The sequence below is a fragment of the Acidithiobacillus sp. IBUN Pt1247-S3 genome, assembly GCF_041146875.1.
Classification (GTDB): Bacteria; Pseudomonadota; Gammaproteobacteria; order Acidithiobacillales; family Acidithiobacillaceae; genus Igneacidithiobacillus.
This window is the reverse complement of record NZ_JBFRXP010000016.1, coordinates 38797-61077: the sequence shown is the minus strand read 5'-3', so window position 1 is coordinate 61077 and position 22281 is coordinate 38797. Positions and strand designations below refer to the sequence as shown.

General features: G+C 57.7%; 26 protein-coding genes and 1 other RNA gene. 14 read left to right on the top strand and 13 right to left on the bottom strand.

The window, feature by feature from the left end; all coding sequences use genetic code 11:
• The first annotated feature begins 212 nt into the window (after nucleotides 1–212).
• From AB4090_RS11445 to AB4090_RS11435, 3 genes are all read left to right on the top strand, one after another.
• Entirely contained in the window at nucleotides 213–488 is a 276-nt protein-coding gene (locus AB4090_RS11445) for a hypothetical protein (RefSeq protein WP_369574010.1), read from the top strand.
• A gap of 96 nt (nucleotides 489–584) precedes the next feature.
• Complete coding sequence (locus AB4090_RS11440) at nucleotides 585–986, top strand: YidB family protein (RefSeq protein ID WP_369574009.1); 402 nt, start codon at nucleotides 585–587, stop codon at nucleotides 984–986.
• Between the two features lie 32 nt (nucleotides 987–1018).
• A complete protein-coding gene (locus AB4090_RS11435) occupies nucleotides 1019–1294 on the top strand; it encodes a PsiF family protein (protein ID WP_369574008.1) in 276 nt (91 codons plus the stop codon).
• Between the two features lie 51 nt (nucleotides 1295–1345).
• On the opposite strand, the gene AB4090_RS11430 is transcribed toward AB4090_RS11435, so the two are convergent.
• The 3 genes from AB4090_RS11430 to AB4090_RS11420 all read right to left on the bottom strand — a co-directional run bounded on the left by AB4090_RS11430 (nucleotide 1346) and on the right by AB4090_RS11420 (nucleotide 3135).
• Nucleotides 1346–1903 carry an RNA pyrophosphohydrolase gene (locus AB4090_RS11430; protein ID WP_369574007.1) on the bottom strand — a complete coding sequence of 186 codons (558 nt, stop codon included), beginning with the start codon at nucleotides 1901–1903 and terminating at the stop codon, nucleotides 1346–1348.
• Nucleotides 1904–1985: 82 nt separating this feature from the next.
• Nucleotides 1986–2426 carry an NUDIX hydrolase gene (locus AB4090_RS11425; RefSeq protein ID WP_369574006.1) on the bottom strand — a complete coding sequence of 147 codons (441 nt, stop codon included), beginning with the start codon at nucleotides 2424–2426 and terminating at the stop codon, nucleotides 1986–1988.
• A 1-nt stretch (nucleotide 2427) separates the two neighbouring features.
• The gene (locus AB4090_RS11420) at nucleotides 2428–3135 is read right to left on the bottom strand and encodes a pseudouridine synthase (RefSeq protein ID WP_369574005.1); all 708 of its coding nucleotides are present in this window, start codon (nucleotides 3133–3135) and stop codon (nucleotides 2428–2430) included.
• 79 nt (nucleotides 3136–3214) lie between these two features.
• Here AB4090_RS11420 and AB4090_RS11415 point away from each other — a divergent pair, with 79 nt between their 5' ends.
• The 3 genes from AB4090_RS11415 to AB4090_RS11405 all read left to right on the top strand — a co-directional run bounded on the left by AB4090_RS11415 (nucleotide 3215) and on the right by AB4090_RS11405 (nucleotide 7127).
• Complete coding sequence (locus tag AB4090_RS11415; protein ID WP_369574004.1) at nucleotides 3215–4252, top strand: agmatine/peptidylarginine deiminase; 1038 nt, start codon at nucleotides 3215–3217, stop codon at nucleotides 4250–4252.
• 63 nt (nucleotides 4253–4315) lie between these two features.
• On the top strand, nucleotides 4316–5146 hold the full coding sequence (gene lgt / locus AB4090_RS11410; RefSeq protein WP_369574003.1) for a prolipoprotein diacylglyceryl transferase: 831 nt from the start codon (nucleotides 4316–4318) through the stop codon (nucleotides 5144–5146).
• Nucleotides 5088–7127, top strand: coding sequence for a UvrD-helicase domain-containing protein (locus AB4090_RS11405; RefSeq protein WP_369574002.1), 2040 nt, complete (start codon nucleotides 5088–5090; stop codon nucleotides 7125–7127). Before lgt ends, AB4090_RS11405 begins: the two co-directional genes overlap by 59 nt.
• A 56-nt stretch (nucleotides 7128–7183) precedes the next feature.
• On the opposite strand, the gene rpsT is transcribed toward AB4090_RS11405, so the two are convergent.
• Both rpsT and mrdA read right to left on the bottom strand, forming a co-directional pair.
• Nucleotides 7184–7462, bottom strand: a complete 279-nt coding sequence (rpsT, locus tag AB4090_RS11400) for a 30S ribosomal protein S20 (RefSeq protein WP_369574001.1) — start codon at nucleotides 7460–7462, stop codon at nucleotides 7184–7186.
• 85 nt (nucleotides 7463–7547) lie between these two features.
• The gene (gene mrdA, locus AB4090_RS11395) at nucleotides 7548–9398 is read right to left on the bottom strand and encodes a penicillin-binding protein 2 (RefSeq protein WP_369574000.1); all 1851 of its coding nucleotides are present in this window, start codon (nucleotides 9396–9398) and stop codon (nucleotides 7548–7550) included.
• 71 nt (nucleotides 9399–9469) lie between these two features.
• Here mrdA and AB4090_RS11390 point away from each other — a divergent pair, with 71 nt between their 5' ends.
• From AB4090_RS11390 to AB4090_RS11370, 5 genes are all read left to right on the top strand, one after another.
• Nucleotides 9470–9715, top strand: a complete 246-nt coding sequence (locus AB4090_RS11390; protein WP_369573999.1) for a hypothetical protein — start codon at nucleotides 9470–9472, stop codon at nucleotides 9713–9715.
• Nucleotides 9712–10029: a cell division protein ZapA gene (locus AB4090_RS11385; RefSeq protein WP_369573998.1), complete on the top strand. Its 318-nt coding sequence runs from the start codon at nucleotides 9712–9714 to the stop codon at nucleotides 10027–10029. Before AB4090_RS11390 ends, AB4090_RS11385 begins: the two co-directional genes overlap by 4 nt.
• A gap of 8 nt (nucleotides 10030–10037) precedes the next feature.
• Nucleotides 10038–10219, top strand: a non-coding RNA gene (ssrS, locus tag AB4090_RS11380) — 6S RNA.
• Nucleotides 10220–10223: 4 nt separating this feature from the next.
• Nucleotides 10224–10820, top strand: a complete 597-nt coding sequence (locus tag AB4090_RS11375) for a 5-formyltetrahydrofolate cyclo-ligase (protein WP_369573997.1) — start codon at nucleotides 10224–10226, stop codon at nucleotides 10818–10820.
• Entirely contained in the window at nucleotides 10817–11611 is a 795-nt protein-coding gene (locus tag AB4090_RS11370; RefSeq protein ID WP_369573996.1) for a TIGR00282 family metallophosphoesterase, read from the top strand. The genes AB4090_RS11375 and AB4090_RS11370 overlap by 4 nt, the downstream gene beginning before the upstream one ends.
• On the opposite strand, the gene AB4090_RS11365 is transcribed toward AB4090_RS11370, so the two are convergent.
• The 3 genes from AB4090_RS11365 to AB4090_RS11355 are packed head-to-tail and all read right to left on the bottom strand — an operon-like array spanning nucleotide 11596 to nucleotide 14559.
• Nucleotides 11596–13356: a M61 family metallopeptidase gene (locus tag AB4090_RS11365; protein ID WP_369573995.1), complete on the bottom strand. Its 1761-nt coding sequence runs from the start codon at nucleotides 13354–13356 to the stop codon at nucleotides 11596–11598. The genes AB4090_RS11370 and AB4090_RS11365 overlap by 16 nt on opposite strands.
• A 7-nt stretch (nucleotides 13357–13363) precedes the next feature.
• Nucleotides 13364–13906 carry an isochorismatase family protein gene (locus tag AB4090_RS11360; RefSeq protein WP_369573994.1) on the bottom strand — a complete coding sequence of 181 codons (543 nt, stop codon included), beginning with the start codon at nucleotides 13904–13906 and terminating at the stop codon, nucleotides 13364–13366.
• 2 nt (nucleotides 13907–13908) lie between these two features.
• Entirely contained in the window at nucleotides 13909–14559 is a 651-nt protein-coding gene (locus tag AB4090_RS11355) for a protein-L-isoaspartate O-methyltransferase (protein WP_369573993.1), read from the bottom strand.
• Nucleotides 14560–14632: 73 nt separating this feature from the next.
• On the opposite strand from AB4090_RS11355, the gene AB4090_RS11350 reads away from it, so the two are divergent.
• Together AB4090_RS11350 and AB4090_RS11345 are read left to right on the top strand one after the other, a co-directional pair.
• Complete coding sequence (locus AB4090_RS11350) at nucleotides 14633–15571, top strand: MlaD family protein (RefSeq protein WP_369573992.1); 939 nt, start codon at nucleotides 14633–14635, stop codon at nucleotides 15569–15571.
• Nucleotides 15568–16206 (top strand): ABC-type transport auxiliary lipoprotein family protein, encoded by a 639-nt coding sequence (locus AB4090_RS11345; protein ID WP_369573991.1) that lies wholly within the window; start codon nucleotides 15568–15570, stop codon nucleotides 16204–16206. Before AB4090_RS11350 ends, AB4090_RS11345 begins: the two co-directional genes overlap by 4 nt.
• Here AB4090_RS11345 and AB4090_RS11340 read toward each other — a convergent pair.
• Together AB4090_RS11340 and AB4090_RS11335 are read right to left on the bottom strand one after the other, a co-directional pair.
• A complete protein-coding gene (locus AB4090_RS11340; RefSeq protein WP_369573990.1) occupies nucleotides 16203–16652 on the bottom strand; it encodes a universal stress protein in 450 nt (149 codons plus the stop codon). The two genes, AB4090_RS11345 and AB4090_RS11340, sit on opposite strands and share 4 nt — an antisense overlap.
• Entirely contained in the window at nucleotides 16649–18355 is a 1707-nt protein-coding gene (locus tag AB4090_RS11335; protein ID WP_369573989.1) for a proline--tRNA ligase, read from the bottom strand. Before AB4090_RS11335 ends, AB4090_RS11340 begins: the two co-directional genes overlap by 4 nt.
• A 301-nt stretch (nucleotides 18356–18656) precedes the next feature.
• Here AB4090_RS11335 and AB4090_RS11330 point away from each other — a divergent pair, with 301 nt between their 5' ends.
• Nucleotides 18657–18968 (top strand): protein kinase, encoded by a 312-nt coding sequence (locus AB4090_RS11330; RefSeq protein WP_369574013.1) that lies wholly within the window; start codon nucleotides 18657–18659, stop codon nucleotides 18966–18968.
• A gap of 40 nt (nucleotides 18969–19008) precedes the next feature.
• On the opposite strand, the gene AB4090_RS11325 is transcribed toward AB4090_RS11330, so the two are convergent.
• The 3 genes from AB4090_RS11325 to ald all read right to left on the bottom strand — a co-directional run bounded on the left by AB4090_RS11325 (nucleotide 19009) and on the right by ald (nucleotide 22275).
• On the bottom strand, nucleotides 19009–19566 hold the full coding sequence (locus AB4090_RS11325; protein ID WP_369574012.1) for a cupin domain-containing protein: 558 nt from the start codon (nucleotides 19564–19566) through the stop codon (nucleotides 19009–19011).
• Nucleotides 19567–19643: 77 nt separating this feature from the next.
• On the bottom strand, nucleotides 19644–21152 hold the full coding sequence (locus AB4090_RS11320; protein WP_369573988.1) for an aldehyde dehydrogenase: 1509 nt from the start codon (nucleotides 21150–21152) through the stop codon (nucleotides 19644–19646).
• The gene (ald, locus tag AB4090_RS11315) at nucleotides 21145–22275 is read right to left on the bottom strand and encodes an alanine dehydrogenase (protein WP_369573987.1); all 1131 of its coding nucleotides are present in this window, start codon (nucleotides 22273–22275) and stop codon (nucleotides 21145–21147) included. The genes AB4090_RS11320 and ald overlap by 8 nt, the downstream gene beginning before the upstream one ends.
• Between the last annotated feature and the right edge of the window lie 6 nt (nucleotides 22276–22281).

Below are 22281 nucleotides of genomic sequence, written 5' to 3'. Positions count from 1 at the left end.
GATCGCCGTGGGAACCTTCCGGCAGTCACGCTATGCAGCCAGAATCGCCCTGCCCGTGCCCACAATGCGCCGCAACGCAAAGGTAATCGCGGAAATTGGGTATTCCTTTTTCTTTCTCTCAGATTGTGCTAGAGTTAGGGCGTGGCTGGGAACGGTATGTGGCTGACCCCCGCCGCTACAAGTTACTTCAGGATTGATCTGTAGGGAGCGTTATGCCCATTGTAGCACCGCAATATGGTATTACCCCGGAGCGCAAGCGTGCACGGGACCAGGAAGCTGGAACGGAACAGCGTTTTCCGAGGCGACCTGCGGAGCCAGCACCTGTGGAAAATGTCGATCAGAGTGGTCGGCCACAGTTCTGGTATCCAAAAGATCTTCCAATCCCAGAAGAATCAGCTCATCCGGTGTCGGCGCAGCCACCAGTCTCTCGCTCAAGCACCCGTACCGTGACGGTAGAGGTACGCAAACGGCGTAGTATCCAACGCTAAGTGGTGTTAACTATAAACAAAACAGTAAGATAGAAAAAAATCTGCTTGAGCGTTACGCATACCTTGGAGTATCTTTCCTATACCAAAATTTAGAAAATGGGAGGAAAGAAAATGGGTTTACTCGATAATGTCATTTCTAGCGGCATGTCTGTGCTGGTTGGAGAGCAAACAGGTTTTCTCGGCTCGGCGATCCAGTTTTTGCAGAATCAGCCAGGGGGCGTGAGTGGCACCTTGCAACAGCTGCGCGATGGAGGTCTTGGTTCAGTGGTTGATTCGTGGATTTCCAATGGGCAGAACCAACCGATCAGCGCGGAACAGATTGAGTCGGTCATCGGTAGCGATCGAATCCAGAGCGTCGCTAATGCGATTGGTATGGATCCACAAACCCTGACTCAGGGTTTGAGTCAAGCGCTTCCGCATCTCATCGATCAGTTGTCACCGAACGGCCAGACTCCCGATGTTGATGGTCTGGAACAAGGTCTCAAGGGGTTGTTGTAGTCAGTGATGTAACCAAACCAAAGGAGAATACCATGTTGAAAAAAGTACTAGCTTCCTGTGTTGCCTTGTCGTTCTTGCTTTCTGGCGCCGCTCTGGCGGAAACCGCTACACCGGCCACGCCTGCGCCGATGAAGATGGAAAAGAAAGTAGAGCATCATAAGGTAGAAAAGAAGTCGGAGAAGAAAGCGGAGCATCCGCGTAAGCTGACGGCGCAGCAGGAAAAGATGAAGACCTGTAACGTGCGTGCGAAAGGCATGAAGGGCGAGCAACGCAAGAGCTTCATGAGTGAGTGCCTGAAGAAGAAGTAAGTTCGTTTTGTGATCGCGGGGGCTGGCTGTGAACGTAAACAGCCAGCCCTTTTACGTTGCACTGGTCGGATGTCGACGTCGCTGCGGATACCGATTCCCGCGACGTGGTGGTGCCTTGCCGCGCTCGGGGACAGGAAAGGGTGCTGGCGGCGCACCAATCAACGGCGCCAACTCCTGCAAGGCTAGGCAATAGACCCTGCGCTTAAAGGCGATGATCTCTTCCGCTGGACGCCAATAGTCCACCCATTGCCAGGCCTCAAATTCCGGGTGATCGGTTTGCAGGTTGATTTCTGCTTCACTACCTTCAAAGCGTAATAAAAACCAGATCTGCTTCTGTCCACGATAACGCCGCTGCTTGCTCCGGTTACGCGCATTGGGCACGTCATAGCGTAGCCAACCCCGAGTGCGGCCAATGATGCAGACCTTGTTGGTTCCTACCTCTTCCAGGAGTTCCCGAAATACGGCTTGCTCTGGGCTTTCACTACCATCGATCCCGCCCTGGGGAAATTGCCAGGCATTTTCGCCTACCCGTTTGGCCCAGAGGACTTGGTTGTGTTGGTTGCAAATGATCATCCCCACGTTGGGGCGATAGCCGTCTGCGTCGATCATCGCTGCATCTCGCTACAATATTTTCTTCAATATAACAAAAAGCTGGGCGGAGGTCAGCGCTAGATGCGCGGGATGGCGTTTTCTACACCGTATGCAATAGGTCGAGCGAGAAGCGTTGTCCGGCAAGAAAATCGTTGATGCAGCGTTCTACCATCACCGTGCGTAGGCGCGCCGAAGTGAGTTCTTCAGGGTGCAGCCAGCGTGGGCCAATGATGCCCGTATCAAGTGGCGCCAGGGGATCATACTGTCCCGCAGCACCGATAAAGGCGATGCGCAGGTAGGTGAGGTCTTTCTGCGGGTGCTGCCAATGGTAGATACCCAACACGGCCTCGGGAGTGAAATCATGGCCGGTTTCTTCCTTGGTTTCGCGGATGACCGCGTCAACCAGGCTTTCACCCTTTTCCCAATGGCCGGCAGGCTGATTGAGACAAGGGACACCATCGATTCGCTCTTCGACGAGCAGGAAACGGCCTTGTGCATCGGTAGCAATGGCGGCAACGGTAACGTGGGGGCTCCATCTCATCTCATGGCTCCTGATAGATTTCTTCGCGGTGCAGATAACGCCATTCCCCTGGGGCGAGGTTCTCCAGGACAAAGGGACCGAAACCTTCCCGGTGTAGCGCCAGCACATGATTGCCTAGGGCCGCCATCATGCGGCGTACCTCGTGATAGCGACCCTCGCGCAAGGTCAGGCGCAGCTCGTGCGTGCTCGTCCTGACCATACTTGCCGGTTGGCAGCGTTCCTGTTCGCCGTCCAGAAGCAGCGTGCCGCTGGCGAGGATCTGCTCGGCATCGGCACGCAGGGGTTCTGCGAGGAGCACCCGATAGTGGCGAGGAATCGCATTGCGGGCATGACTCCAGCGGTGCAGCCACTGTCCATCGTCACTCAGCAAAAGCAAGCCGCTGGTGTCGCGATCGAGGCGGCCGGCGCTGCTTAAAACTGGCCGTCGATAGCGCCAACGCATGGGAAAATCGTCATAGATGCTGCGCGGATCATCATGGGCGCAGACGTTGCCCAGGTCTTTGTGGTAGAGCAGATAGAGTGGCTCGGCTGGATCGAGGGCCTCTCCATCAATATATACGTCGCCGGGATTGACCTTACTACCGAAGCGGGGTGTTGCCATGCCGGTCACGCGAATGCGATCCTCGCGCAGCCATTTGCGCACCTCGGAGCGGCTGCAGTATCCCAAGCGGGAGAGTAGGTGGTCGAGGCGTTCCAGGGTTTGTGTCATGCATGCAGTGTAGCCGCGCGCAAGCGGTGACGGAAGCGCAGCCAAGTCCTACAATGCGGCCTAACCTTGTTTTTGGGGGATGACCATGGTGGATGGATTCACCTTGCCGGCAGAGTGGGCGGCGCAGCACGCGGTGCAATTGACCTGGCCACATCGGGCAACGGATTGGGCGCCGCGCTTGCGCGACGTATGGCAGGTTTTCGCCCAGATCGGCGCCGCGATCAGCCAACGGGAAAATCTGCTCGTGGCGGTCCACGACGAAGATAGCCGGCGCGATTGTGAGCAACGCCTGCGCGCCGCGGGCGCCGATCTTGCGCGTTGCCATCTCCATCGTGCCCCGAGTAATGATTCCTGGGCGCGTGATCATGGCCCCATCACTGTACGTCACCAGGATGGGCGCCGACGCTTGCTCGATTTTGCCTTTAATGCCTGGGGGCTGAAATTTGCCGCGGATCTCGACAACCAGCTGACGCGCCGGCTGCATGCCGCCGATGCCTATGGTGATTTGCCACTGCAAACATTAGGGATGGTTCTGGAAGGTGGCAGTATCGATAGTGATGGCCAAGGTACTTTGTTGACGACGGATGCCTGCCTGCTCTCGCCCAATCGTAATCCACAATGGTCACGTGAGGAGATCAGCGATCAGCTCTGCACGCTGCTGGGGTTGGAACGTGTGTTCTGGCTGCAGTCCGGGTATCTGCAAGGTGATGATACCGATGCCCATGTAGATACCCTCGCGCGGTTCTGCAGCCCCGGCGTGATTGCCTATCAGTCCTGTGATGATCCCCTGGATGAGCATTTTGCTGCGCTACAGCAGATGGCAGCAGAATTGGCGGGGTTCCCGCAGGCGGATGGCAAACCCTATCACCTGGTTCCACTGCCCTGGCCCGCCGCTCGATTTGATGAGGAGGGTGAGCGCTTGCCCTTGAGCTACGCCAATTTTCTGATTATCAACGGGGCCGTTTTGCTGCCCGGATATGATGATCCCGCCGATGCCGTGGCGGCGGAGCGGCTCGCGGCGATATTCCCAGAACGGGAAATGGTCTTGATTCCCTGTCTGGAACTGGCGCGCCAGCACGGTAGTCTGCATTGTGTGACCATGCAGATTCCCGCCTAGGGAACCTTTCTTGACAGAATTTTGTAGGGTAGCCATCGTGAGCCATTGGCTCGGGGGAATTTCATGCTGCACTATCCCAACATCAATCCCATCGGTTTTCAGCTTGGTCCCATTACCATTCATTGGTATGGCCTGCTGGAGATCATCAGTTTTGTCATTGCGACCCTATGGCTGATCCGCCGCGGGCGCCGTAGCCATACGCCGTGGAAAAAATCCGAGGTGGTCGACCTGGAGTTTTTTGTGGCCATTGGCGCCATTCTTGGTGGTCGGGTGGGCTATGTGCTCTGGTACAACCTGCCTTATTATATGCAGCATCCCTTGCACATGCTCTTCATCTGGGATGGCGGCATGTCGTTCCATGGTGGCCTGCTCGGAGTGGTGCTCGCCTGCTGGCTCTTTGCCAAGAGTAAGCCGGAACATAACTTCCTTCCAACGCTGGATTTCATCGCGCCAGCGGTTCCCATTGGTCTCGGCCTTGGACGCATTGCTAATTTCGTCAATGACCAACTCTTTGGGAGGGTGAGTCACCTGCCCTGGGCGATGGTCTTTCCTGCTGGTGGCCCACAGCCGCGCCAACCCTCGCAGATTTACGAATTCCTGCTGGAAGGAGTCCTGTTGTTCCTGATCCTTGCCACCTATAGCCGCCGCGCCCGCCCCATTGGCGCAGTAGGTGGGCTGTTTGTGTTCTGCTACGGCGTCTTCCGCTTTCTGGTAGAGTTCGTGCGCCAACCCGACATCCAGTTAGGCTTCGTCCTGGGCCCACTGACTATGGGGCAAATTCTCTCCATTCCGATGATTATCCTCGGACCCGTCATCATTTGGTGGGCGTACCGCGGTGGGTTTGCAGAGCAAAAAACCGTTGCTCCGACAGTGCTGGAGGCCCAGGCTGAGTAACCCGGACCTCAATCCGCCGCAGTGGGAGGCGGTGCGTCATGTGCATGGGCCGTTGCTGGTTTTGGCTGGTGCGGGCTCGGGCAAGACCCGGGTGATCACCCAAAAGATCGTCCATCTGATCCAGAACGAGCAGGTTGCGGCGCAGCACATCGCTGCCGTGACCTTTACCAACAAGGCAGCGCGGGAAATGAAGGCACGTATTGCCCAGCGACTAGAAGGCCGCTCGGGACGCGGGTTGATGGTCTCGACTTTTCATCGCTTGGGCCTGCAAATCCTGCGCCGCGAATTGCCACGTTTGGGTTACGGCACGGCCTTTAGCGTCATCGACCCCGGTGATAGCTTGGCCATGCTGCGCGGCCTCTTGCGTGAGAGTAACGGAGCGACGGATCTGACCGATGCGATTCAGGCGCGTATTTCTCGCTTCAAGAATGATGGCTTGCTTCCGGAAGAAGTGATTACCGATGACCAGATCGGTGCTCTCGCGCAGGCAATCTATCCGGAATACAGTAAGTCCTTGCACGCCTGCAATGCGGTTGACCTCGATGATCTGATCCTCCTGCCCACGCGGATTCTCAGGGAAGATGAGGCGGCACGCGCCTACTGGCAGGACCGTATTCGCTATCTGCTGGTGGATGAATACCAGGATAGCAATGGGGCACAATATCGTCTCCTGCGCGTGCTGCTCCAGCAGCGGCAGAACCTGACCGCAGTGGGAGATGATGACCAGAGCATCTATTCTTGGCGCGGCGCCGCGGCCGATAATCTGCATCGTTTGGCCGAGGATTTTCCAAGCCTCAAGGTCATCAAGCTAGAGCAAAATTATCGTTCTACCGCCCGCATCTTGCGCTCTGCCAATGCCGTTATCGCGCAAAATGAGCATCTCTTCGAAAAACGCCTATGGTCAGATTTGGGCGAAGGAGAGCGCATCCAGGTGCATGCCTGTGCCGATGAGAGTGAGGAAGCAGAACGCGTGGCGAACACGATTTTGCGCGATCGTTTCCAGCGCGACGGCGAATACCGCGATTACGCTATTTTGTATCGTAGTAATCATCAGTCTCGTCCGCTCGAGGCCGCACTGCGGTCGGCCCGGATTCCCTATCAGGTCTCGGGGGGGATCTCATTCTTCGAGCGGGCAGAAATCAAGGACTTTTTGGCCTATTGTCGGTTGGTCCAAAACCCTGACGACGATCCCGCCCTGCTACGCGCGGTAAATACCCCGCGCCGGGGAATTGGTAGCCAGAGTCTGGAGCGGCTTGGGCAATATGCACGGGCGCAGGGGCAATCATTCTTTGCCAGTATCTTTGCCGAGGATCTGGAACTGCCCGCTCGTAGCCGTGTCGCTCTGGAAGAATTTGCCAACTGGATTAACCAAAAAAATGACGAAGTACAGCGCAGCGAGGAGTTGCTCCCGGTGTTGCAGAGCATTCCCGAAGAGATCGGCTATTGGCAGTATCTCCTGGATGAAGGAGATGAACGTGCTGCCCGCCGGCGTTGGGAAAACCTGCAGGAATTGCTTAGCTGGATAGGGCGCTTATTGGAGCAAGAAGACGGTCCCAAGGATCTTGGCGAACTGCTGCAGCGCTTGATGCTCTACAACATGCTGGAACGGGAAGAGGACGAGGATCGCGACGTACTGCGCTTGTCGACGCTGCATGCCGCCAAGGGGCTGGAGTTCCCTCAGGTCTTTTTGGTAGGCCTGGAAGAGGAATTGTTACCCCATCGCAACAGCGAAACCCCGGAGCAGATTGCCGAGGAACGTCGCTTGTTCTATGTGGGGATGACACGGGCGAGGTTTCGCTTGCAGCTCAGTTTTTGCCAGCGTCGCAAGCGTTATGGAGAAACCTTGAATCCGGAGCCGTCCCGTTTTTTGGCCGAGATCCCCGCGGAACATCTCGACTGGCAGCGCGGCGCGATGGCCGCCGATGCGCCGGAAGAAACCGAAGATGCCTTTGCGCGCTTACGCGCCATGCTTGACGGCTGAAATGCAAAAGGCCAGTCGAAAGACTGGCCTTTCACTGTCCCGCAAGCGAGAGTCCCTTAGGCGGAAGCCTGCTGCCCCATCGCCTTTACGCGTGCTGACAAGCGGCTCTTGGTGCGCGCTGCCGCGTTGCGGTGAATGACACCCTTGCTGGCGGTCTTGTCGATGATCGACTCTGCCGTATGCAGGGCGCTACGCGCCTGTTCTTGGTTACCATCACGTACCGTGCGCAGAACGTGCTTGACGTAGGTGCGCATACGAGAATGCAGGCTGTCGTTATGCAGCCGACGGTTTTGGTTCTGAATTGCGCGCTTGCGCGCCTGTGCCGTATTCGCCACGCTACCTACTCCTAATACTATCGAAACGAATGCCCACGTGCTGGGGCGGAAGATCGGCGGATTCTGCGCAGTTTCCAGGCCGATGTCAAGGCGAATGTTGCGGATGGAGGTGGGAGGGGGCCGGTCCTGGGTCATGGTCGGGCTGCAGGTACGCGGCGATGGTGGCGCGTGCAACCGGCAACGCTTGCCAGGCATTATGGCCGCCATTCTCCACCACTACAGCCACTGCGATTTTGGGATGATCTACTGGTGCCCAGCCAATGAATAGGGAGTCGTTGTTATAGATCGTGCGCCCGTGCGCATAACCTTCGGGCACCTGTGCCGTACCGGTTTTGCCGGCAATGCTGATACCGGGGATGCTGACCGTATGACAGGTGCCGGTATTCACACAGGCCTCCATCCCCTGACGCACAGCATGTAGCGCAGATGGATCAATATGCAAATTCAACGGCGCATTGCTGGGGATGGGGGTGTGTGCCCCGGTGCTTGAGCTGATCCACGCCTTGGCCACTTGCGGCTGCACCAAATAGCCGCCGTTGGCAATCGCGGATACGGCGCGGGCGAGCTGCAGGGGGGTGACCAAAAGGTAGCCCTGACCGATGCCAAGAATGACGGAATCGCCAGTGTACCAAGGGGCGTGCAAATGGGCACGCTTCCACGCCGGAGTGGGCACGAGTCCTGCTAGGCCGCCAGGTAGATCGATGCCTGGGGACTTGCCAAATCCGAAACGCCAGAGGGTCTGATCCTGCAACTGGATGCCCATCTTTACCGCCAGCTTGTAATAAAATACGTCTACCGACCAAGCCAAGGCCTTGGTGAGGTTGGTTTCGCCGAAACCGCCGCGGTTCCAATCCCAATAGGTATGCCCACCGAGTTGAAAGTTGCCGGGGCAATAAGTTTGGAAGTCCGGCCCGATGACCCCCGATTGTATGGCTTGAATGGAGTAGAAAGGTTTGGCGCAGGAGCCAGGTGGGTAGAGGCCGTTGTCGGCACGGTCGGTAAGGGGGTGACCGGGATTGTCCAGGAGGCTGCGCCAGTGCGACGTGCTAATGCCATCCACGAACCAATTGGCATCGAAACTCGGACTGCTGACCATGGCCAGCACGTGACCGTTGTTGGGGTCGAGGGCAACGACGGCGCCCCGATAATTTTTGCTTTCCAGGGCGTTTGCCGCCGCTTGCTGCACACGTAGACGTAAATGCGTCTCTAAATTGTCACCTGCCACTGGCGGTTGCTCGGACAACGTGCCGACCTGCAGTCCTTCCGCATCAATCTGTTTGATTTGGTAACCCATTTGGCCGCGCAGTTGGCGCTCGTAATGGCCCTCGAGCCCGGTTTTGCCGATGTAATCTCGGCCACGATAATTTTCCGTTTGGTGACGTTGTAGATCGCTTGCCGTGATCGGTCCAACGTAGCCGACTACATGGGCAAAGAGGGTGGTGTAGGGATAATGGCGATGCATGAGCGCGGTGATGCGCACCCCAGGGAACTCTGCTGTGCGCACGGCGAGGTCCGCGATCTGTTGGGGGGTGAGATCGGCCCTTAGTACGATCGGATCAAAACTCGCCTTGGCCGCCATACTTTTCCGAAAACGCGTGAGATCGCCGTCGGAAAGACCGAGTAGCTTTTGCAGGCGATCAAGCGTGGCGTCCAGGTCAGCGGTTTGATCAGGAGTGACTTCTACCGCATAGGTTGGCTGGTTTTGCGCGAGGACCTGCCCATGGTCGGCGAGGATCAGACCTCGTGGGGGATTGACCGGGACCAAGGCAGCATGGTTGTCGTGCGCAAGTTGCCGAAATTTTTGATAGTGCAGCAACTGCAAGTCGAGTAGGCGAGCAACCACGATCAACAAGAGTAAGAGCACCACGATGGCGGCAATGCCGAGGCGGTTGCGAAAATTTTGCCCGGAGATGAGCGGAGGAGAGCTTTTTTTCATTGGGTCTGATCGAGTTGCAAATGCTTGGCTCCCTTCGTACACTCGTTTTCATACTGTAACCGGGGGTAAGCGTGCGGGAATCTCGGGTCGAATCTCTCCTGGGCCAAATCGAAGATATGATACTCGATTATCATGCCCTGCGTCGCCAGGTGCGGGGGGCTGGGCAGTGGGTTGAGGTGTCGCGCCTGCGTCGGGAAAAAGAGATCCTCGAGGCAGAGAATGTCCAGCTGCGCCGCCAGCATCAAGAGATTCGCGAGCGCCTGGACCGGCTGCTTGAACAAATCTGCATCTGGGAACAAGAAGGACACAACACATGAATCAGGGCAGTGCAGCCGGTGCGCGTGAGGTCATCGCCGCAGAATTTCTGAATCAGTCCTATCAAATCTCTTGCTCGGCCGAGGAGCGCGATCTGCTTGGGCAGGCCATGCTCACCCTGCAAGAGCGTTTGCAAAGCGGGAAAGTGCGGCAAAGCGTGGGCACGCAACGGGAGCGCGCTCTGCTCATGGTGGCGCTGAACTTGGCTGCCGACCTGCAGCGTAGCCAAGAAGAGCTGCAGCAGGCGCAACACTCACTGGAGAGTGTGGCTACACGCCTGCAACATCTAGTTGACATGGGGCAGGGTGCGGAGTAGCTTGAGCTTACTCCCTGCGGGGCACGTGGTACCGGGATATTTCCTGAACCAACATTGTCTATCCAGGGGGCCTTGGTCCATATCGTTGGTGTGCCGCTCCCTCGTGGAGTAGCCTGATACGATTCCCGGGCTCCCGACCTGGTCATCAGGTTCGTGGGATAGCGGGTGCCACGACCCAAGCGGGGAGTATTTTTTTGCCCATCTCGAAAATCGACATTCGCAGCAGCATGCGGCAACGGCGAGCAGCTTTGAGCCCGGCCGATCTCCGCAACGCCGAACGTGGCCTACTGCGTCAGTTACGAAAGTCCCGCTCTCTGCGTAGTGCGCGCACTGTTGGTTTGTACTGGCCCATGCGCGGTGAAATCAGTGCGCTGTCCATCCTGCATTTGCCTTGGGCGCATCGCCAGCAATTCTTTCTTCCCGTCTTGGCGGGCCTGCATGCGGACGAACTACGCTTTGCCCCTGTTTCTGCGGGCGCGATCCTGGTCAAAAACCGCCTAGGAATCCCGGAACCAGAGATAGCCCCTCGTCATTGGAAAGCGGCTACTGATCTGGATTTGTTAGTTTTACCCCTGGTCGCCTTTGATGGTGCCGGGCAACGCCTGGGTATGGGTGGTGGTTTCTATGATCGGAGTCTGGCGGCACTGCGCCATCGTCGTCGCTGGCGTCGCCCGCGTTTACTAGGGGTGGCCCATGCCTTTCAGGAGGTGAGAGAATTGCCGGCAGAGCCATGGGATGTGCCCCTGGATGCGATCGCCACCGAGCGCGAATACCGGAGTTTTGCACGATGAAAATACGAATCCTTTTTGCTGGAGACGTGATGGGAGCACCGGGACGCCGTGCCTTGCAGCAGGGCTTGGCCGATCTACGTGCTGAGGGGAATCTGGACGCGGTGGTAGTCAATGGGGAAAACGCCGCCGGGGGGGCGGGGATCACGCGCAAGATCTTGGACGAGTTTCTCAGCTGGGGCATAGATGCGGTGACCGCGGGTAACCATGTCTGGGATCAAAAAGAGGCCATCAGCTTCATTGCTGAGGAGCCGCGTTTGCTTCGTCCCCATAACGCGCCTCCGGGCACGCCCGGGCGTGGGGCGCTGCGTATCGAGAAAGATGGATGGAGCCTCGGTGTCCTGAATCTCATGGGACGCCTGTTTATGCACCCGATCTATGACTGTCCCTTTCGTGCCGCAGATGCCGCGTTAGATGAAGAGCTGGCAGATTGCGATGTGATCCTGGTGGATTTGCATGCCGAAGCGACCAGCGAAAAATACGCCTTGGCCTGGCATTTGGATGGAAGAGCAAGCATGGCGGTGGGCAGCCACACCCACATACCCACTGCGGACGAGCGGATTTTACCCGACGGTATGGCCTACCAGAGCGATGCCGGCATGTGCGGCTGTTATGACTCGATCATTGGTGTGGATCGGGAAATCGCCAAGCGCCGCTTCATCGACGCTATGCCCGCCAAGGCGCCCGTGGTCGATGGGCTGGCGAGCCTTTGCGGATTGCTCGCGGAGATTGATACGCAGACCGGTAAGGCCCTACGCGTGGAGCGGGTGCGCCGCGACTATCCGCTGGTCTGATCTATCGCACCAGTAAGCCAATCCTGGCAGCGTTGGGCCGTCTCTTTGCCGATTTTTAGATAGGCGGTGTCGAGGGGAGGCGATGTGGGGATGCAGTCGCATTCGCACAGCCGCCCATCGCGCAGATAATGTAGGTGTCGCGGGATGCCCAGTGCGAGTCGATCCCACTGGGCCGCTAATCGATCGGCGACAATCTCTTCCCCGTCCAGGGCGAGCAGGCGATCTCCTGGGCATAGACCGGCGTCCTCTGCCGGCCCGCCGGCGCGGACAAAGTTCAGCTCTACGCCAAGCGCTGCTTTCTTCCACGTAGCGCCAATATCGTTGCCACGGCCGCCTATCTCCGTACCGCCGTGGTCTTGTCCATCACGTGCAGCGCGCCAGTGCAGTTCTACGCCCAGGACTTGTAGGCATTCTTGCACGGGCAGTGGCTGTGGTTTGGTGACCCAATCCCTTACTTCACCGACACCCTCTTCCCCGAGAGCAGCTTCGAGAATGGCAAAGATGCCGCCCTCAGGGAGCGGACGCTTGGCCTGCCCAAAGTCCTGCCAAAGCTGGCGCAAGATTTTGTCGAGGCTGGAGCCCCGCTGCCGTAGCCGAGCATCCAGGCACAGGGCGGCAAGGGCACCCTTGTTGTAGTAACTGATTTCAAAATTGGCGGCGGTGGGGTGAGGATGATAGAGCTTGGTCCAGGCGTCGGCGCTGGATTCGGCAAGACTTTGGCGCACTTCACCCGGACGCCGGGCGAGGCGGGTGATTTCCTGCCCCAGCTCTTCCAGGTACTCGCTCTGCGACCACAAGCCGGCGCGACAGAGCAACAGGCTGTCATAATAGGAGGTGATGCCTTCAAAGACCCAGAGATCGTGGCTGGGAATTTCCGCTTCCCAGTACGTCTCACTCCAGGCCGCTGGGCGGATGGCCTGCACCAGCCAGGAATGAAAGTATTCGTGACTGGCCAGGCCGAGAAACTGGCGGTAGCCTTTGGGATCGCTACCATCCAGGTCGGCACGATTACAGAGCAGGGCGGACGAGGCCTCATGTTCCAAGCCGCCGTAAGTGTTTTGTCCGCCCATGCAGAGAAAGTGATAGCGTGAAAAGGGACCGGTGCCCCAGAATTGTTGCTGATACGCGCAGATCTTCGCGAGATCTTCGCCTAAGCGCAGCAACTCTGCAGCGGGGTGCCCAAGAAGCGCCAGGTGATGGGGTATCTCTTCAGCGCAGAAATCGACCCGGTTCAGTGGACCGAACAGCATGGGATGATTGCAGAGCGAGCGGTAGTTCGGGGCGCAGTGCTCGCCCCAGGACCACAAAGCCTCGGTGACAGATTCCATACTCGTCGCTAACTGCCAGTCGGCAGGACCGCTGATGTCTAGCGCATGCGCTTGCTGCTCCTGCCCCAGCACGCGCAGAAAGACTGCTGGTCCATTGAAAAACCCCCCAGCATCATCCAAGTAGGCCGTACGTACTGACTTGTCGAAGGCGTAGACCTCGTAAGAAATTGTAATTGGGCCGCGGCACGGGGCAATGCGCCAGTGATCCTTGCGGAATTTGTCCAAAGACAGCTCTTCTCCGTTGCCTGTCGCACGGATGCTGACGATGTGGCGGGCGAGATCGCGGATGGTGTAGCTACCGGGCACCCAGGCCGGTAGAGCGAGAATCTGTCCATCGGGGTCTGGATCAGAGATTTGCAAGGAAATTTGGATGATATGCGCCTGGGGGCGCATCTGGATCTGATAGTGCAGACTCATCGATTTCTCAGCGCCAGGCTGGCGCCAGTTGGCGGAAGCGTGGATCGGCAGCGTCTTCCATCCACTCGTAGAAGATCGATTCGGTACTGCTCAGGGTGACGCCAGCTTGGCGCAGGCGGGCAAGGCCCCATTCGCTCTGTTGCCGATCGCGACTGGCTACGGCGTCGATGGGGATAGCCACCTGCCAGCCCTGGGACTGCAAGTCGAGGGCGGTCTGCAGCACACAGATGTGGGTTTCCACCCCCAGCAGGCAGATTTGCCGCCGTTCTACCCGGGCACGCAGGGCGGCGCGTAGTGCAGGATTGGCGTAGCAGGAGAACTCGGTCTTCTCGAACGTCGCGCCGAATGTCTGCAGGCTGGTGTCTACCGTACCCAGCCCTTTCGGGTACTGTGCCGAGAGCAGAATGGGGACGTCAAAGGCCTGGGCACTGTCGAGGAAGCGATGAATGGCTTGCAACAGGGGCTGGCGCTGCTCGTCGCCGAGCATGCCGAGGAGTTTGTCTTGCAGGTCGATGGCTAAGACCAGGCTACGCGCCGCCCGTATGTGCATGCTTAGAACTGGAATTTCTTGCTGGCCGGATGGCGCAGCGCGGGGATGTCCGTCTCGAAGAGGTCACCACTACGCAGGCTGCCGTCGGCGCTACGCCGATAGCGACGCACCTTGCAAAGCGGCGACTGGCCGAGGATGGCGACCAGACGTCCACCAGGATTCAATTGGTCGAGAAATGTCTTGGGAAGCTCCGGCAGCGAACCCGTCAGGACGATGACGTCATAGGGGGCAGTCGTTGCCCAGCCGCCAGAGGCGTCGCCAATATGGAGTTGTACATTACTGATGCCTTGCATTTGCAGGCGCCCTTCTGCGCTGCGAATAAACTCGCTGTTATCATCGACGCTGTGGACCAACTTGCCCATGCTCGCTAAAAGCGCGGTGAAATAGCCGCTGCCGCTGCCCACTTCGAGAATTTTGTCCTGGGGCTGGATCTCCAATTCCTGCAGGACGCGCGCCTCCATCTTTGGCGTCCACATGCGTTCGCCGTCGCCGAGGGGGATTTCGAAATCGGCAAAGGCCAGTTCCTGCAGTTGGGCGGGCACAAACTGTTCGCGCTTGATGTTTTGTAAGACCCGCAGGACTTCCGGGTCGAGAACCTCCCAGGTGCGAATCTGGGTGTCGATCATGGTTTGGCGTAGGCTGTCGAAGTGCATGGGAATCATCCAAAATACCTGCTACATTTAGGCATGCCGACCAGGGCAAGTCAATTTCCTCGGGGGTTGTTAGTTGGAAAGTCGGGCGCATGCGCTGATCGCCTTGTTGTTTATCGTCGTTTTGGGTGCGGCACTCGCCATCGCCGGGGTGTGGATGCATCACTCGACGCCCGTGGGCAAAGTCTACAACGTGATCTCTCCTTTCAGTGTTACGGGGCTCACTGTGCAAGCACCAGTGCGCTTCAAGGGCGTGCGGGTGGGCGAGGTGAAGTCCATCGGCTTTGATCCGCGCAATCCGCGTATGGTGCAAGTGCAGGTGAGCATCGACGCGCAGACCCCGGTTACCAAGGCGACGTTTGCGGAGCTCGAACCGCAGGGGGTGACAGGGCTGAGCTATTTGTCCTTGAGCGATGCCGGCACGGACTTTTCGCCTTTGGCGCATGCGCCGGGGCAGGCCCCCGATATTCCCATGCACCCGAGCTTTATTCAGGTGCTGTCCCGTAGTGGCGAGTCCTTGGTCAACCAGGGTAACGAGTTGGCCCTGCGCATGAATGATCTTCTCGACGAGCAGAATCGGAAGCACTTCACCGCTACCCTGCGTCATTTGGATCAGGCCAGTGCGGAACTGGCAGAACTTGAAACTGCCTTGCAGCCCGCTTTGGCACAACTGCCTTCCACCATCGCCGCAACCCGATCTACCATGCAAGATAGCCAACAACTGGTACGTCACCTTGATGATTTGGCGCTTGCCGCCAAGGCTCCCCTACAGCAGCTCAATGGCACGAGTGTAGCTTTGCATCAGCTCGCAAGTTCTGGTCAACAGAGTGTGGCGGTGCTCAATAATCAGACTCTCCCGCAGCTCAACGCCTTGACCCAAAATCTATTGCAAAGCAGTCGGGATTTGGGGGCCTTGAGTCAGGACTTGCGGCAAAATCCGCAGTCTTTGCTCTACGGGCGTTCGTCGCCACCACCGGGGCCTGGGCAATCAGGCTTTGCAGGAGGAAATCCATGAAGGAGAAACCGGTTTGGTGGCGCCCTCTGTCCATTGCAGCTTTGGGTACGGTAAGCCTTGCCCTTGCGGCTTGTGCCAGCGCACCGGCCTGGGAGCAGCCTTATACGCTGAATGCGGCGCAGGTGTCCCAGCGTGCAGCACAGGCCCGCTCCGGTGTATTGCGTCTGGAAGCTGTGACTGCACCCAGTTGGCTGGCGGGTGAGCAGGTTCTCTACCGTTTGCAGTATTCCGACCCGCAAGCGTTGCGTCCTTACAATGGTGCTCGTTGGGCAGCTGCACCGGGCCAGATGCTTGGCATGTTGCTCAGCGAACATTTAGATCAGCAAGGCGATTGGCGCGCGGTGTTGGGCCCGACGCAGGCGGGACATCCGGCGCTGCTCCTGCAGTTGAGTCTGCAGAATTTTACTGTCGATTTTTCTAGTGCGACGGCGGGCACGGCACAAATCTCCTGCACGGCTACTCTGTTGGAGGCGCAGGGCTACCACGTTCTCGCGCAGCAGACCTTTGCTGCGCAGGCGCCTTTGCGGGTTGTTGGTCCGGCTGGCGGTGCTACCGCCATGAATCAGGCAGCACAACAGTTAGTCGCAGAGATTGGCGACTGGGCAGCGCGCCACAGTCCTGCTCGCGCGGGCTAGTTCGCCTGCGGAGATTTGACCACCAGGACTGGGCAGTGGGCGTGATGTACCACAGTGCTTGCCACTGATCCCAGCAGCAGTCGCCCGATTGCCCCTTGCTCCTGACTGCCGATGACAATCAAATCATGTTCCTGTTCTGTTGCATGCTCGCAGATGCTGCGACCTATGCCGCCGGCCTTTTCCAGTAAAACGCTTTGGCTTGGTATGGCAATAGATTTCTGCAGGGATTCCAATCGTTCTTGTGCCAGCGTGCGTAGGCGCTGCACCATTTCGAGCGAGCTGGGTAATAGTTCCTCGGGTAGTTGCAAGTCCATGATCTGCGTATCGAAAACATGCAGCAGGGTAAGCTCGGCGTGGTGTAGGCGCGCCTCTTCCTCGGCATGGGCGAGCACCAGATTTGCCATGGCGCTGAAGTCGACGGCAACGAGGATCTTTTGATAGCTCACACGCTTTCTCCTTGTAAAACGGCCAACACCGCATCTTCACTGAGCAGACGGTTCTCGCTCTCACGGCGGCTGCGATATTCCCAGACATTCTGCGCCAGAGTCTTGTCGCTGATTACCAGGCGATGCGGCAGCCCGATCAGGTCCAGGGTGGCAAACTGTACGCCGGGGCGCTCATCGCGGTCGTCCAGGAATACCTGCATACCCAGCTTCTCTAGTCGCTCCATCATCGTCTCCGCTGCCGCGCGCACGGCGGGGGATTTCTTCGCCTGAATGGCAACGATACCCACGTCGAAGGGGGCGAGGGCCGGTGGCCAGCAGATGCCGCGCTCGTCAAAATTCTGCTCGACAGCGGCAGCAACGATGCGCGACACACCGATGCCGTAGCAGCCCATGAGCACCGTTTGCTCCTTGCCTGCCTCGTTGAGCACGCGCACACCGAGCTTTTCGCTATAGCGGGTGCCCAGTTGAAATACATGCCCGACCTCGATGCCGCGGCGGATGCCGAGGGTGCCTGGGGTACAGTGGGGGCAGGCATCGCCAGCCTGCACATTGCGCAGATCGGCAACCGCAGGGCGGGGCAGGTCGCGTTCCCAGTTGAGATTCAGCCAGTGCTGGTCGGCAACATTGGCGCCGGTGCTGAAATTGCGCAGTGCCAACGCGCGCTGGTCGGCTAGGATTGGCAAGGTTACGGGGAGGTCTTTGGGGCCAAAGAAGCCAAAGGGTACGCCCAGGATCTCCTGGCTTTCCTCGGCGCTCGCCATACGCACCGCGTCCACATCCAGGGCACGCGCGGCCTTGATCAGGTTGAGCTCATCGTCGCCGCGCAGCAGAAGAAGCACGGGATGTTCATCCGCAATCACCAACAGACTCTTAACCACTTGCGCTGGCGTGATGCCGAGCAGTTTTGCTTGCTCCAGTACGGTGCGAATCCCCGGTGTGCTGCGCTGTTCCGCAGAAAACATTTCCTCGCTGCGCTCTGCTTCGGGACGGCTGCGCGCCAATTCCTGATTGGCGGCATAATCACACGCCGAACAATGCACGATGGCATCTTCGCCAGAATCGGCCAACACATGGAATTCATGCGAAGCCTTGCCACCAATCGAACCGTTGTCGGCATCGACGGCGCGAAACTCCAGCCCCAGGCGCGTAAAGACGCGGCTGTAGGCGTCGTACATGTCCTGATAGGTCGCCCGCAGAGAATCTTGGTCGACATGAAAGGAGTAGGCGTCTTTCATGATGAATTCGCGTGCCCGCATCAGGCCAAAGCGTGGCCGAATCTCGTCGCGAAACTTGGTCTGTATCTGGTATAGATTGACCGGCAATTGACGATAGGAGCGGATCTCCCGTCTTGCCAAGTCGCTGATCACCTCTTCGTGTGTGGGGCCAAGGCAGAAATCTCGCTGATGGCGGTCCTTCAGGCGCAACAACTCTGGACCATACATCTCCCAGCGTCCCGACTCCTGCCACAGTTCTGCGGGCTGGACTACCGGCATCAACACTTCTTGAGCACCGGCGCGTTCCATCTCCTCACGAACCACCGCTTCTACCTTGCGCAGCACCCGTAGCCCGAGCGGCAGCCAGGTATACAGGCCCGAGGCCAGACGCCGAATAAAGCCACCGCGTAATAGCAATTGATGGCTGACGAGTTCGGCCTCCGCCGGGGTTTCCTTAAGGGTGGGCAGAAAGAATTGACTGGCGCGCATACACGATCCGTGACCAAAGAAAGATCGCTCAGTGTAGGCAAAGTCGCGTGCGGGAAAAAGGGGGGGTAGGTTGGGGTAAGCTGGGCATGTTAGCCCCAAGCAGTAATGTCCCCGTGATGTAGTTCAGGAGGAAGGTGAACGAGGGAGCGGTGCTGGTTTTGGTTGTGTATACTGCCGCCAAGGGTGATAGGGGGCGGTTTCTTGGCACGGCGTTGTGCCTGTTTCTGCATTGCTTGTTCAACAATGGGTACCTGGCGCTCTGGATCCGGCACCGCGTGAGGCTCCTGGGACGTTGGCGTACATGGCTCCTGAATTGGTTAACGGTGCGTTGGGAGATAGTCGCTCTGATGTCTATGCGTTTGGAGTAACCTTATATCGACTTTTTTCTGCCGCAAAGTCACCGATTGGTCCGCAAGGATATCGCAAGTTGCGAAAATATCGGCTGGATTGTCCAGAATGGCTGGATTGCGTCTTGGCCAAAATGCCGGCAAAAATCCCGATAATAGCTATGCCGATACTCTCGAAATCCTGTATGATATCGATAAATTCTAGGGGATGGCGACATCCGAAAATGACACAGAAAAACGTCCAAGATGGGCCGTATAAGAAGTGATCGTGTCGCAGATTCGTTGACCGTTATTCTACCCTTAGGGCTAAAATGTTGGCGGACTATTGGCGCTGATGATTTCACATATATCGTCGCTGGGGTTGGCAAATCTGTGGGGAATTTGGCTGGAAAAATAATACCCATCACCGGAACATAGCACTTTCTTTTTATCACCTACAGTTAACTCTATGCAGCCTTCTATGACCACGCCACCTTCTTCGCCGTGGTGACGCAACATGGTTTCTCCAGTGTCAGATCCTGGTTGATAGTATTCATGTAAAATCTGTATGGCGCGTCCTTTTGTGGGACCGCCGAGTAGGCACATCATGATGTTTTTATCTAAAGAAATGTCCGGCATTTCGTCGGCAGAAAAAAATACGCTATCGCTTGCCACCAAGTCGAGAGTAAAGAAATCGGAAATTGACATGGGGATGCCATCAAGTATTTTTTTGAGTGAGCTAATCGAGGGGCTTACGCGGTTTTGTTCAATTAATGAAATTGCACCATTGGTAACTCCGGCACGTCGCGATAACTCTCGCTGGGTCAATCCGTAGATTTTGCGTACCAGCTGTAGCCGCTTACCGATATCCTCATCGTTTTTCATCACTTGTTCGGTGTCCGTGAGCTCCCAAGTCGGCCGAAAGTATAATGGGAGCGTCACGAAGAGGGCAAATCGCCGTACTACTTTGCCGCGTTTAGGTGAATCCAGGTAGTTTTCAGATCACAGTACTTATCTATCGCGTGCAGGGATTTGTCCCGCCCAAACCCGGATTGCTTAAAGCCGCCGAAGGGAACGGTGGCGTCACCTTCTTCATAGCTATTGATCCATACGGTGCCGGCGCGCAACTTTTTCGCCAACCGGTGTGCGCGGTCGATATTCCTTGTCCACACGGCAGCCCCTAGTCCGTAGATGCTATCGTTGGCAATCTGCAGTGCCTCATCTTCCTGGTCAAAGCCGATTACGGCTAGTACTGGTCCAAAGATTTCCTCTTGGGCAATGGTCATGCTGCTGGTGACGCCATCAAATATGGTCGGCGCCATGTAATAACCGCCAGTTTCAGCACGCAGGCGACCACCCCCCATGCGCAGGCGGGCACCTTCCCGGGTAGCAGTATCCACATAGCCCATAACGCGCTGTAACTGGTCGTCGCTCACAATCGCACCAATACGTGTTGCCGGATCAAGAGGGTCGCCAGGCTGCAGATCTTTCCCCGCAGCAACGACCTTATCGATAAACGCCTCGCGTACGCTATTTTCGACGAGCAGCCGGGAACCAGCACTACAGACCTCTCCTTGATTGAAAAAGATCGCGATGGCAGCGGCCTCGGCCGCTGCATCCAAGTCCGGACAATCGGCAAAAACGATGTTCGGACTCTTGCCGCCACACTCCAGCCATACGCGCTTCATATTGGACTGCGCGGAATATTGCAAGAAATATTTGCCGACTTCGGTGGATCCCGTAAAGGCAAGACAATCGACGTCCGGATGCAGACCCAAGGCCTTGCCAGCGGTGGGGCCGTATCCTGGAAGCACATTAAGCACGCCGGCGGGAATCCCCGCTTCCAACGCCAGCTCGCCCAAGCGGAGGGCGGTGAGGGGAGACTGCTCGGCAGGTTTGAGGATAACGCTGTTGCCCATTGCCAAGGCTGGTGCCACCTTCCAGGCAGCCATTTCTAGCGGAAAATTCCATGGCACCACTGCCGCCACGACCCCCAGCGGTTCTCGGGTAATCATGCCAATGGAGCCGGAATCCGTGGGCGCGATTTGGTCGTAGACCTTGTCCACTGCCTCCCCATGCCAGGCGAAGGTGCGCACGATGCCTGGCAAATCCACATGAAAACTGTCGCGGATCGGTTTCCCTACATCCAAGCTCTCGAGCAATGCCAGTTCTTCGCGCTGCTTTTCGATCAGGTTTGCGAGGGCAATGAGGCGGCGACCGCGCTCGCGTGGCGGCAGCTCAGACCAACGACCATCGATAAAGGCCTTGCGCGCACTGGCGACGGCGCGATCTACATCGGCAGCATCGGCCTCGGCGACTGATGCTAGAACCGCACCGGTAGCCGGATTAATGGTGGAAAAGCGTTTGCCCGATTGTGCATCACACCACTCCCCATTAATCAGTATTTGTTCCGGGAATTTGATTTGTTTTGCTAAATCATACCAATAGCCCTTTTCGGGAATGCTATGCATGGCTACCTCCCGCAAAAAAAGTTTGCGTGTCGAACAAGGATTCCCCCAGCGCCGTGGAAACCGAAGGGTGTGCAATGTGTCCTTCTATGACATTAAGCCCGGCGCGCAGGTGCGCGTTGCTCGCCAGTGCCTTGCGCCAACCGAGGTCTGCCAGTTGCTTGATGAAGGGCAGTGTGGCGTTGGTGAGGGCGTAGGTGGAGCTGCGCGCGACACCACCGGGCATGTTCGCGACGCAATAATGCACGATGTCATCGACCACGTAGGTAGGATCGGCGTGGGTGGTGGCATGGCTGGTCTCGAAACACCCACCTTGATCGATGGCCACATCGACCAAGACGGACCCGGTCCGCATGTGCTTGAGCATGGCTTTGCTGACCAGCTTGGGGGCATTGGCACCGGGTACCAGCACTGCGCCAATGACCAGGTCCGCGTCGAAAACTGTTTTTTCGATGGATTCCGTGGTGGCAAACAAGGTCTTGATACGGGGCCCGTAGAGCGCATCGATTTCCGCCAGTCTGGGCAAAGATTTATCGAGAATTGTGACATCCGCTCCGAGTCCTGCCGCCATGCGAGCGCTGTTCAAGCCGACAACACCGCCGCCGAGCACGGCAACTTTGCCCGGGGCGACACCTGGTACACCGGCTAATAGAACTCCGGCGCCGCCCTGTGCTTTCTCTAAACAATGGGCCCCCACCTGCACCGCCATCCGCCCCGCTACCTCGCTCATCGGGGCGAGCAGTGGCAAACGGCCTTGCGCGTCGGTAACCGTTTCGTAGGCGATGGCGATCGCCCCTGATTCCATCAGCAGTTTTGCTTGCTTGGGGTCAGGAGCCAAGTGTAGGTAGGTGAACAGTATTTGCCCTGAGCGCAAGCGCTGGCACTCTTGCGTCTGCGGTTCTTTGACTTTGACGATCATATCCGCCGTGGCGAAAACGCTTTCGGCGTCCGGCAAAACTTCTGCGCCGGCCTGGCGGTAATCGTCATCGCTCAGCCCAATGCCGGCGCCAGCAAGCTGCTCGATATAGACTTTATGACCCTTTGCGCACAGCTCGCGCACCCCAGCGGGCGTCATGCCGACGCGGTACTCATGGTTTTTGATTTCCTTGGGAACACCGATTTTCATGGAATG